Source organism: Streptomyces sp. SID12488 (assembly GCF_010548275.1).
Taxonomy (GTDB): domain Bacteria; phylum Actinomycetota; class Actinomycetes; order Streptomycetales; family Streptomycetaceae; genus Streptomyces.
On record NZ_JAAGLT010000065.1, the window covers coordinates 1 to 10712 of the forward strand.

A 10712-nucleotide genomic window follows, 5' to 3' on the forward strand; every position below is an offset into this window, starting at 1 on the left:
TCTCGGTTGGCTTCGCAACCCCGAGCTACCAAGAGGCCCTGCCTTCATGCCCGCAGCCGGCGGCAACCACCCGATCGAGACTCCCGTTCGACGCACACCCCTCAAGATCGGAACGACAACAGCTACTCACTGCGGACTCTAGTGAGGCCCGGTTTCCCACTCGCAGTCCGGTCTGCTGGAACAGTCGTTGGCGCCGGGCGCCTGGCCTGGGGTGTTTCAGGCGGGCATCGTCCAGATCTGGTTCGTGTTGTTCGTGAAGCAGTCCCACATCTGGATCCTGGCCCCGTCGGCGGCGCTCCCCGATTCGAGGTCGATGCACTTGCCGCTGGCCACGTGCTGGAGCTGCCCTGCGTTCCCGAACGGGTCCTTGAGCTGCCAGACGGCTGCAATGTCACAACCAAAAAGCTGGAGCCCGGTCCCGTTCGGTACCTGGGCCGTGTTGCTGCTGATGTCGAGGCACAGCCCACTGTTCTGGTTGAGTAACTGGAAGCCGCCGCTCACCGGGACCTTGAGCCATGCCTGGTTGCTGCCGCCGTGGCAGCCCCACTGCAGGATCAACGCGTGTACCTGCGTCGAACCGCCCTTGACGTCGATGCACTTGCCCGTGACGGAGTGCTTGATCGGCCCGAACCCGGCAGCAGACGCGGGTGCGGCGGTGACGCCGAGGCCGAACAGGCTGATGGCGCCGAGAGCCGTCGCGGCTCTGAGATACCTGGTCATAATCTCTCCTCTGGAAGATCTCGTCGCCGGAACGACGAGATCAGTGGTCGGTGGCGCGCCCGGGTCGGCCGCGCCGCTGCCTTGCGGTGCTCATGCTGTGAATCAGCTAGACGGCCGCCGAGGCACCCAGCGCAGGCTGCGCAGCGGTTCGTCGCGAATAGGGGTAGTACGCCGTGAAGCGAAATCTGCGGCGGCCGCGAGGCAAGACATCTCGCGGCTGGTCGATCTGCGGGCAGCGTTCGTGACGGTGGGGTTCAGCCGTCGCCGAGCTCTGCCGGAGACGGTGAGGGCGCCGATTTCGGCGACGGCGCCCTCCTCGGCCCGCTGTCACTCGTTCCCGCGGCCCGATCCGCCCCACGGCGGCAGAACGGCATCCGGTCAGCAGTGCGAAATGCCCCCGTTGGCCGCGGCGCTGCCGTCCACGTACGGAGCGTACGTCCATCCGGTGACAGTCAGCTCGAGTCCGCCGAGGTGGTTGTAGCGCTCGTCGATGGTGTGGTACCAGATGTTTCCCCTGCCCAGATTCTGACCGGTGGTCCAGCAGTCGGCCAGGAGCAGGTCACCGCTCCAGAGGTCCGGAACTCCGACCGTGCCGGAGGCCAGGTTGGTGCTCTTGAAGACGGCCGCACCGACCTGCACTGTGAGCAGCGAGGTTGCGGACGCGCTCCCTGCCGTCGCCAGAATCAGCCCCCCGGCACTCAGCGCAGCTACGGCCGCTATCGAGGCGCCGCGGCGCCTGAACTTGCCTCTCATATCTGCCCCCTGACTTGAGACGACTCTTTTTCGAACGTTCATCGGTGACTGCCTTTCTGGGACCGAGCCCACCGTGCCCTGCTGAGCAGATGGTTTGCGTGGTGGATCACCGCCAAGGATTCTGACCGGTCCTTGCTGATGAGTGGCGGGGCGAGCGGAACCGCCGGAAGGATCACACCCCAAATGTGAACTCGCAGCTCGGTGCTGGTGGGGTCGTCCCTCCAGAGGAGCTGCACCCGAGGACGATCGCGGGCGTCCTCTCTGTCGCACCTGCTAGTCGAAGCCGACGATCCATCGCTGTGCGAGGGACCCGTTGCAGTTCCATATCTGCATTGCCAACCCGTTGGTCGCTGCTCCTCCCGGTACGTCGACGCAGAAGTTGGTGTCCCGGAAACCAACCCTGGACTCGATCTTCACGACGTTGGGCAGCGCTGCCCCGGTGTTGAACTCCTCGTTGCTGATCCTCTTACACGTGAGTTGCAGAAGGCGTGCCCCGTCGGTAGCGCCGTCGAAGGCGTTGAAGCAGTAGCCGCTGAGCTGGTTGAGGAACATGTAGTGGTTGCCGCCGACCCCAACGTGCTGCCAGCCCTGCGCGATACTTCCGTCGCAGGGCTGCTGCACGATCTCCACGGTCTCGACCGTGGACGCGCCCGCGGGCTGGAGGCACTTGGCGTTGCCTACGTTCTTGAGGGGATGGAAGACACCAGCGAAGGGCGTGACGGCTGGGGCCGACGCTGGTTGTGCGTTCGCTCCCGTGGTGGTAGCGGCCAGCCCTGCGCCGGCCAGCAGGACTGTGGCGATGAGACCACCAAGTCTCTTTCGTAAAGTCGGGCGCATGATCTTGAAGTACTCCTTCGGCGAGTTCGTCCACTGGGCCAAAACCTCAGGTTTTGGCGTGACACCAGGGCACCGGATCAGTAGTGGTCGCTGACGTCGCCGCTCTGGCGCGGTTGATCCGGTCCTTATGAGGTGAGCTTCAGGTTGCGTGTCGTCGGAGGGTGCACGACCCGTGCCGATACTGCGAGGCCCGACCCCGGTGCATACCGAGTTCAGCGGTCACGGCATTGAATGGCAGCCCGTTTCCGCCGGTCTGATCAATGGCTGCGCCTGTCCTCACAACTATGTTCGCGTGGTTGTCTGGAAGCAGGGGCTGGTGGTTGCCGCTGGGGCGGGGAAGTACATAACTTGGCGGTCGGGTTGGTCCGCGTCCACGGGGGAGGCGGGGGAGAGGCGTGAGCGATGCCGGGGCGTCCGGAGAGTCCGCTGGATCCGACTGCCGGGCCAGTGCAACGGCTGGCGTACGAGTTGCGTAAGTTACGGGCGGAGGCCGACGGTCCCACCTACCGGACGATGGCGCACCGCACTGGCTGTGGGGCCAGCACCCTGTCCCAGGCCGCGGCTGGGGAGCGGATGCCGACGCTGCCGGTCGTCCTGGCCTACGTGCAGGCGTGTGGCGGGAACTCGCAGGAGTGGGAGGGCCGCTGGCGGAAAGCAGCCCGGGAGGAGGAGACCGCCGAGCGGTCGGCGGACGATGACGCGCGGGCGCCCTACCGGGGCCTGGACCGCTTCGAACCCGGCCACGCCGCCTTGTTCTTCGGCCGCGACCGGCTCATCGACCGCCTGATGGACCTGACCCGCCGACACCGGTTCGTCGCGGTCTTCGGGCCGTCGGGCAGTGGCAAGTCCTCCCTGCTTCGCGCCGGTCTCATCCCGCGCCTGCAGCACACCGACGACCCTGTCCTGCGGTCCACGGCGCTGCGTGTCCTGACCCCCGGCGCTCACCCCCTCAGCCACGACCGGCGGCTGACGCCCAAGGACGCCGACGGCGACACATGGCTGATCGTGGACCAGTTCGAAGAGCTGTACACCGTGTGCAACGACCCCGCCGATCGCGATCAGTTCATCGACCGCCTCTTGACCGCCGCAGACCCGGCCGGCCGACTGCGTGTGGTGATCGCAGTTCGTGCCGACTTCCTCGGCCGCTGCGCCGAGCACCCTCGGCTCACTGCCGCCCTGCAGGATGCCACGCTGCTGACCGGGCCGATGAGTCGTGAGGAGCTGCGGGAGGCGATCGTGCAGCCGGCCCGGGCGGCCGGTCTGATCGTCGAACGTCCGCTGACCAGCCGGATTGTCGCCGAGGTCGAGGGCGAGCCGGGCGGGCTGCCGCTGATGTCCCACGCACTGCTGGAGACCTGGCGCCGCCGCAAGGGCCGCACTCTCAGCGAGGCGGCGTACGAGGGGGCCGGCGGCCTGCGCGGCGCTATCGCCCGCACCGCCGAAGACTGCTACTCCCACTTCACCCCTGCCCAGGCCGACCTCGCCCGTCGTACTCTCCTGCGCCTGATCACTCCGGGCGACGGCTCCCCGGACACTCGCCGCCCCATCCCGCGCAACGAACTCGACCTCGGCGACCCCGCCGACACCACGACCGTGCTGGAACACCTCACCAGGGCCCGGCTACTCACCCTCGACGGCGAGAGCGTCGACCTCGCCCACGAAGCCCTCATCATTGCCTGGCCCCGATTGCGAGCCTGGATCGATGCCGAACGTCACCGCCTGCGCGTCCACCGCCATCTCACCGACGACGCCTACGCCTGGAATGCCGTGAACCGCGACCCCGCCACCTTCTACCGGGGCAGCCGTCTCACCATCGCGGAGGAGGCCTTCCCGGACGCCGACCGGCACAGTGAACTCACGGCGCTTGAGCAGGCATTCCTCCTGGGCAGCCTCGAGCTTCGTCATCGGGAGCAGCAGGCTGTCACCCGTGCCACCCGCCGTCTGCGCTGGCTGGCCGGCAGCCTCGTGGCCGTCGTCGTACTGTCCCTGTTGAGCACCATCGTGGCCCTCCGGCAGGCCAGGATTGCAGGCCAGCAGCGTGCTGTCGCCACTTCACGTGAGCTTTCCGCCAGGGCGGACGTTGCATCCGCGGAACATCCCGAGACGGCAATGATGCTGGCGCTGCGCGGGTACCGGGCAGCGCGCACCACCGAGGCCCGCAGCAGCCTGCTCAGTGCCTTCGGCTCGTACCAGGCCAACCAGCTGACCGGTCACACGGGCAACATCGAAGCGGTGGCCTTCAGCCCCGACGGCCGCGCCCTGGCATCGGCTAGTGCTGATCACAGCGTGAAGGTGTGGAATGCCCGTACACATCAGGTTCTCGCCACCCTGAGGGGGCATGCCGACGTGGTCACGGGAGTGACATTCAGCCCCGACGGCCACACCCTGGCGACAGTGAGCGCCGATCGCAGCATCAAGCTGTGGAGTACCGCGACGTACCGAACTTCCGCGACGCTCACCGGCCACACCAACGCGGTCACGGCGGTGGCCTTCAGCCCCGACGGGCAGACCCTGGCCGCTTCGGACACCGACGGCACGGTGCGGCTGTGGAGTACGGCAACGCGTCGGACGACCTCCGCACTTCCGACGCACAGTACTGCTGTGCACGCCTTGTCCTTTTCCCCGGACGGGCGCACCCTCGCCATAGCCGCCGACCGCAAGGTACTCCTGTGGGCGACGACCTCGCCGAGGACCGTGGCCACCTTTTCCGGGTACCAGGACGTTGTCCGTGCACTCGCCTTCAGCCCTGACGGGCGCACGCTGGCAGCCGGCAGCGACGACAGCACCCTGCGCCTGTGGAGTCTGCGGACTCACCGGACCACCGCCATCCGGAGGTACACAGATTCTGTGACGGGAGTGCTGTTCAGCCCGGACGGACAGACAGTGATTGTTCCCAGTGCCGGGTCGGTCGTCCAGTTATGGAACACCACCACGCGCCGGACCGACTCCATAACCGTGGGACAAGATGGCCCCTACCCACTACGACTGGCATTGTCACCCGACGGCCACACCCTGGCCGCTGGACTCTCAGACGGCACCGTGGAACTCTGGAGTACCGAGACACACCGATTGGACGCCACTTTAGGTGAATTCATCGGGGCCAGCCGGGCGGCTTTCAGCCCGGACAACCGGAGCGTGGCCATCGCCTTTGCCGACGGCACGGTCAAGGTGTGGGACGTGACCAGGAAAAGATACCGAATCACGCTCAACGTTCACAGCAAGCCCATGTGGAGCGACAGCATGTGGGGAGTCGCCTTCAGCCCTGACGGCCGTACCGTGGCGGCTGGAGGTGCCGGTCACACGGTGCGGATATGGAACAGCACCACCGGCCGGGAAGTCGCCGTCCTCACCGGGCAGACGAGCACTGTAATGTCTCTGTCCTTCAGCCCCGATAGCCGCCTTTTGGCCGCCGGTCAACTCGACGGCAAAGTAAGAGTTTGGGATGTGATAGAGCGCCGGACAGTCACCCTCGCCGGGCACAAAGACGACGTCTATTGGGTGGCCTTCAGCCCCGACGGTCAGGCTCTGGCCACCGCGAGTGCTGACCACACGGTGAAATTGTGGAACATCTCCACCGGTCGACCGACGGCCACCCTCGCCGGGCACAAAGACGACGTTTATTCGGTGGCCTTCAGCCCTGACGGTCAGGCTCTGGCCACCGCGAGTGCTGACCACACGGTGAAATTGTGGAACATCTCCACCGGTCGACCGACGGCCACCCTGACCGCGCACACCGACGCGGTTACCGGAATCTCCTTCAGCCCCGACGGCCGCACCTTGATCAGCAGCAGCTATGACCATACGGTGCGGGTCTGGGACGCCAGAACGCGCCGTACACTGACCGTTCTTGTCGACAGACGACAGAAATTTAAAGCGATGGAACTCAGCCCCGACGGCCGGAAACTCGTGACCGTCGCGACGGGAGAAAACCCGGGGCCGCGAATATGGGACCTTGACGCAGATGACATTGCGAAACAGATTTGCCATATCAACGAGACTCAGCGTTGGTCTAAAGTATGTCCGGAATGAGGAGTGGGGTCGAATTTTCGATCGGGGGCGTTGGCGCTGTTGGGGAATCGCTATACGAGTCGTCAACTCACACTGAAATCCCTCATAGATGAGTTCAGCAGGACCTTGTCATGATGGCGAGACGCTTGACGCCCCAGGGCTTCGTCGTAGTGGGCTGACATCCAGGGCTTCGGCGTAGTCAGATGCCGTCCGGTTCGGATTGATTCACCACGCCTCGCGGTGTTCCGGGCGCGGAGCATGCGACCGGGCTCTGGCCAGGGACAATGCCCGCATGGACACCATCGTTGAGATCCATGTGCCCCTTCGGGAGGCCCCGGGCACTCCGGAGGGTTCTTATGCCTTCCCCTGGATTGACCAGGTCGAGGACTTCCTTGCTGAACAGGAGGTAGCGGAAGTGCATGACGAAGGAGAGGAGTACGGCGAGGCGTACGTCTTCTTCATCACCGGGGCCGCCGAGGCGGATCTCCTGGCCGTCGCGTCTCGCGTGGCCACAGTTGCGGGCATCCCGAGCGGAGTGTTCGCGATGGTCACGAACGATGAGGCCGAGGAGATCGGTCTGGGGCGACGCGTGGAACTGCCGCTAGGATAGTCCTCGACAGCGCCGGCGGGTGACGCTCCGCCGGCTCGACGGCTTCTGACAAGCCGGACAGGCACGGACTTCCAAGATCATGGAGTTCTCGATGCCCCGTGACCTGCCTGGAAGACCGTGCCTGCCGACGCATCATCGCCGATCCCACCTGCCCTTGACCAGCTCAGTGAACATCCAGAGGTGGTGCCGGGGGAAGTCCCCGGCCTTCTGCAACGTCTTGCCGAGGTGCCCGACCCGCGCGATCCACGCGGGGTGCGGCATGCCCTGACCGTCGTGCTCGCGCTGACCGCGTGCGCCGTGCTGGCCGGGGCAACCTCTCTGCTGGCGGTCGGCGAGTGGATCGTCGACACCCCGCCCCAGCTGCTGGAACTCCTCGGCGTGCGACCGGACCCACTGTGCCCGAAGCGGCACCTGCCCGCGGAAACGACCGTACGCAGGCTGCTGGGCCGCATCGACGGCGACGCACTTGACCGGGCCGTGGGCTGCTGGCTCGCCGACCGTCGCACTCCTGCCGCATTCCCACTGCGAGGACTTGCCGTCGACGGAAAAAGCCTCCGCGGCGCCGCGAGGGCCAAGGGCCGCAAGATCCACCTGCTGGCCGCGCTGGACCACACCAGCGGCCTCGTCCTGGCTCAGCTGGACGTCGGCGAGAAGACCGGCGAGACCACCTGCTTCCAGCCGCTGCTGGAGACGGTCGCCGACCTGGCCGGCGTGGCCGTCACCAGCGACGCGCTGCACACCCAGCGCGAGCACGCCACCTACCTCCTCGGACGCCGGGCCCACTACATCGTGATCGTGAAGGGCAACCAGAAGAGGCTCCACAAGCAGCTCAAGGCCCTTCCCTGGAAGGACATCCCGCTCCAGGGCCGCACGCGCGACGCCGGTCACGGACGGTCCGAGATCCGCCGGATCAAGGCCGCCACCGTGAACAACCTACTGTTCCCCGGAGCCGGCCAGGCGCTCCAGATCAAGCGCCGTCGCACCGACCGCAAGACGGGCAAGACCACCGTCAAAACGGTCTACGCCGTCACCAGCCTGGCCACTGAACAGGCCACCCCGGGCCAACTGGCCAAGCTGGTCAGGGACCACTGGAAGGTGGAGGCCCTGCACCACGTCCGCGACACAACTTTCGCCGAGGACGCCTCCCAACTGCGGACCGGCAACGCGCCACGCGCCACGGCGACCTGGCGCAACCTGGCTATCGGTGCCGTCAAGCTGTCCGACACCACCAACATCGCCGCCGCACTCCGCGCGAACGCCCGCGACCCTAACCGTCCGCTCGCCCTACTCGGCCTCACATGATCACGAACCGGATGTCATGCGACTACGCTGAAGCCCTGGTTCGGAGGGCGGTCCGTACTGTGAACCTGCGTTCGGGTTCAGCGATGGTGTGGCCAGGGGTATCCGAGTTGCGTGGCGAACTTTGGTGAGCCACCGCAGACCTCGGCGGTTTGGCGTGGGTCAGCTGCGATGAGTTGCTCGGCGAGCCGTTCGGCTTGGTCTGCCGGGTCGTCAGTGGAGACGGCGAGGATCATCCGGAACTGCAGCCATGGCCGGTCTTCCCTGATAGCTGAGCGGCATGGATGGAAGAGGAAGACGTTGACCTGGTTCGGTTCCCAGGGCAGGGCGGACACGGTGCCGAGTTCGCATTCCCAGCGTGCGAGCCAGTGGTTGCGTTCTCGGAGGTCCTGTTCCAGGAGCCGTGCAACGGTCCGCGCCGGCCATTCCCAGGTGCGGTCCGCGGTCGCCCGCTCGACTTCTTTTTGGTATTCCTGAACATCGAAGCGGAAGGCAGGCAGGTCGACCTGGTCCTCGTCGGGATTGCGCCAGTCGTCCCAGATCACGTAGTCGCCGTCGTGCTGGATGGTCACGTAGAGAGCTCCGCAGCAGCCTTCGGTGCACGATGCCTCTGCCAGCCGCACCTCGTGCGGTATCGATTCGGCACTGAGAGGGCCGCCGGGCACCAAGAGGTACTCGGGATCTTCGCCCGGCCCCTCGGTGAATGCGTCAGCCAGGATGTCCCTGCCATCAACCAGGGCCCGGACCTCCACGTTTGCATCCCTCTGCGTGGGATCAGGAACGACAACGCGAAGGGTGAGGCAACGCTTCTCATCGGTCACCGGATGATTGTCGAATACGCCGGGCCCTGGCGTCGCGCCCATTCTCACAGACGACCTTCCTGGGCAGCGGTAACCTACCCGCCCGCCACCGGGAGACCGCGACGGGGCTGGAAGTGCTGCTCGTTGTCGGCTGACCCGGCGCAGGTGCTCACCAGAGCGTGGATCGCCGGTGCGGGCAGCGCCGGGTTGGAGGCCGCGTGGTGGACCAGCTCCTCGTCGTCTACGGTGCGTATTGAGTCGTGATCAATCTGGGAAGTCGCCCTGGTGGCGGAATGTGGTTCGCGTTTCTCCCGCGAGGCGCTGTTGATTCGAGCGAGGCGGAGGACGGGAGCGCCCCTGACCACCGGGACGTACGAGTAATGCCAAATGCTGCGGGCCCGGCAAGCGTGCTGGAGAGGGGTGTTACCACTGCCCCTACTGCTGAACGGCGCGTAGCGTTTCGGGGCATGACGCTGCTGCCGAACCTGCCTCAGAACACGGCGCTGCTCGACCTGTTGCGGGAGCAGGGCGTTCCGCAGGAGCACGGTGCCTATGTCTACGAGGGGTGGGAGTCGCATACCCACCCTGATCTCGTCGTGAGACTTGAAGACCTTGCTCCCCACTGGCCCGTCCTGGCGACCTTCGGGATGCCAGTGCTTGCAGGCAAGGGCATCGCCGCGGTCGTCGCCTGGGGCACGGGCGTGTTGCTGGTGCGCCTACCCGAAGCGCCGTCCGAGCTCCTGGAACTGGCAGCGCCCTGCCCGCCCCTGACGGACCCCGGCCAGGGTTGGTACTCGGTCTGCCCCTGGCAGGGCAAGCTTCCCTCGGCGGAGTCCAAGGGCCTGCTGTCCTTGCTGGTCCGGCATGCGCTCTCGTATGCGGCGAGCCTGTCAGAGGATGACAGCATCGACTGGCAGGGGCGCCCGGTGCAGGTACCGAGTGCGCTCAGTGGCAAGTCCAAGGGCAGACGACCTGCCAAGGAAAAGGGCAGACGCGGACGTCGGAGATAGGGTGCGTAGCGAGTGGTGATCAATCGGTGGTTCGGGTCAGGTCTTTGATCCAGATCATCGAGGCGTGTAGGTGGAGGCCGGCGAGGTAGCTGTGTGGGGGGGTGCCTCTATGTCCTTCGTCAAGGCTGAAGGGCTCAGGCAGGGACGGTTTCGGGGGTGCGGGGTTCGTAGAAGGTGCCGTCGCGGAGCATGGCGAACAGGACGCTGATGCGTTGGCGGGCGAGGCGGAGGAGGGCTTGGGTGTGGGTCTTTCCGCGGGTGCGTTGTCTGTCGTAGTAGGCGCGGGAGGCGGCATCGGCGTTCATGCAGGCGAAGGCGGAGAGGAACATGGCACGTTTGAGCTGCCGGTTTCCGCCTCTGGGTGCGTGTTCGCCGTGGATCGAGGTCCCGGACGACCTGGTCGCCGGGGCGAGGCCGGCGTAGGAGGCGAGATGGCCGGCGGTGGGGAAGCCGGTGCCGTCGCCGACGGTGACCAGCAGGACGGCGGCGGTCCTGACGCCGACGCCGGGCATCGACGTCAGGACCGGGGAAAGAGGGTGGGCCTCCAGCCAGGGGGCGTTGCGTGATTGGGGTTCGTCCGGATCGCCGGGCTGGTTGGGAGTCGCGTCGGACGTCCCGGTTCGGGCAGGGGCGGACGCAGTACAGGCACGGTCCCGGTGATCATGTGAGTGTCGA

At 66.3% G+C, this 10712-nt stretch carries 10 protein-coding genes; 4 read left to right on the forward strand and 6 right to left on the reverse strand.

The annotated features are described in order from the left end of the window. Nucleotides 1-216: 216 nt before the first annotated feature. The 3 genes from G3I56_RS42365 to G3I56_RS42375 all read right to left on the reverse strand — a co-directional run bounded on the left by G3I56_RS42365 (nt 217) and on the right by G3I56_RS42375 (nt 2310). Nucleotides 217-720, reverse strand: coding sequence for an RICIN domain-containing protein (locus tag G3I56_RS42365; protein WP_164418830.1), 504 nt, complete (start codon nt 718-720; stop codon nt 217-219). A 378-nt stretch (nt 721-1098) separates the two neighbouring features. Then, nucleotides 1099-1473 (reverse strand): hypothetical protein, encoded by a 375-nt coding sequence (locus tag G3I56_RS42370; RefSeq protein WP_164418832.1) that lies wholly within the window; start codon nt 1471-1473, stop codon nt 1099-1101. Nucleotides 1474-1746: 273 nt separating this feature from the next. Beyond that, nucleotides 1747-2310 (reverse strand): RICIN domain-containing protein, encoded by a 564-nt coding sequence (locus G3I56_RS42375; RefSeq protein WP_164418834.1) that lies wholly within the window; start codon nt 2308-2310, stop codon nt 1747-1749. Between the two features lie 573 nt (nt 2311-2883). Here G3I56_RS42375 and G3I56_RS42380 point away from each other — a divergent pair. Beyond that, nucleotides 2884-6339, forward strand: coding sequence for a hypothetical protein (locus G3I56_RS42380; RefSeq protein WP_343240230.1), 3456 nt, complete (start codon nt 2884-2886; stop codon nt 6337-6339). Nucleotides 6340-6610: 271 nt separating this feature from the next. Further along, nucleotides 6611-6928, forward strand: a complete 318-nt coding sequence (locus tag G3I56_RS42385; protein ID WP_164418839.1) for a hypothetical protein — start codon at nt 6611-6613, stop codon at nt 6926-6928. Between the two features lie 132 nt (nt 6929-7060). Here G3I56_RS42385 and G3I56_RS44950 read toward each other — a convergent pair whose 3' ends face one another. Further along, complete coding sequence (locus G3I56_RS44950) at nt 7061-7189, reverse strand: hypothetical protein (protein ID WP_275406983.1); 129 nt, start codon at nt 7187-7189, stop codon at nt 7061-7063. On the opposite strand from G3I56_RS44950, the gene G3I56_RS42390 reads away from it, so the two are divergent. Further along, complete coding sequence (locus G3I56_RS42390; protein ID WP_343240229.1) at nt 7181-8230, forward strand: ISAs1 family transposase; 1050 nt, start codon at nt 7181-7183, stop codon at nt 8228-8230. The genes G3I56_RS44950 and G3I56_RS42390 overlap by 9 nt on opposite strands. Before the next feature lie 77 nt (nt 8231-8307). Here the strand turns inward: G3I56_RS42390 and G3I56_RS42395 are convergent, their stop codons facing one another. Further along, the gene (locus G3I56_RS42395; RefSeq protein ID WP_164418841.1) at nt 8308-9048 is read right to left on the reverse strand and encodes a hypothetical protein; all 741 of its coding nucleotides are present in this window, start codon (nt 9046-9048) and stop codon (nt 8308-8310) included. A 446-nt stretch (nt 9049-9494) separates the two neighbouring features. Here G3I56_RS42395 and G3I56_RS42400 point away from each other — a divergent pair, with 446 nt between their 5' ends. Further along, nucleotides 9495-10037 (forward strand): hypothetical protein, encoded by a 543-nt coding sequence (locus G3I56_RS42400; protein WP_164418842.1) that lies wholly within the window; start codon nt 9495-9497, stop codon nt 10035-10037. Nucleotides 10038-10171: 134 nt separating this feature from the next. Here G3I56_RS42400 and G3I56_RS42405 read toward each other — a convergent pair. Continuing rightward, nucleotides 10172-10712 (reverse strand): transposase (locus G3I56_RS42405; RefSeq protein WP_239135463.1); only part of this gene is annotated, 541 nt, incomplete at its 5' end.

Bases quoted from the DNA above. Each gene is read 5' to 3' on its own strand.
- G3I56_RS42370 (WP_164418832.1), bottom strand. From the start codon at position 1,473: ATGAGAGGCAAGTTCAGGCGCCGCGGCGCCTCGATAGCGGCCGTAGCT.
- G3I56_RS44950 (WP_275406983.1), bottom strand. From the start codon at position 7,189: ATGCCGCACCCCGCGTGGATCGCGCGGGTCGGGCACCTCGGCAAGACG.
- G3I56_RS42400 (WP_164418842.1), top strand. From the start codon at position 9,495: ATGACGCTGCTGCCGAACCTGCCTCAGAACACGGCGCTGCTCGACCTG.
- G3I56_RS42380 (WP_343240230.1), top strand. From the start codon at position 2,884: ATGCCGACGCTGCCGGTCGTCCTGGCCTACGTGCAGGCGTGTGGCGGG.
- G3I56_RS42365 (WP_164418830.1), bottom strand. From the start codon at position 720: ATGACCAGGTATCTCAGAGCCGCGACGGCTCTCGGCGCCATCAGCCTG.
- G3I56_RS42375 (WP_164418834.1), bottom strand. From the start codon at position 2,310: ATGCGCCCGACTTTACGAAAGAGACTTGGTGGTCTCATCGCCACAGTC.
- G3I56_RS42385 (WP_164418839.1), top strand. From the start codon at position 6,611: ATGGACACCATCGTTGAGATCCATGTGCCCCTTCGGGAGGCCCCGGGC.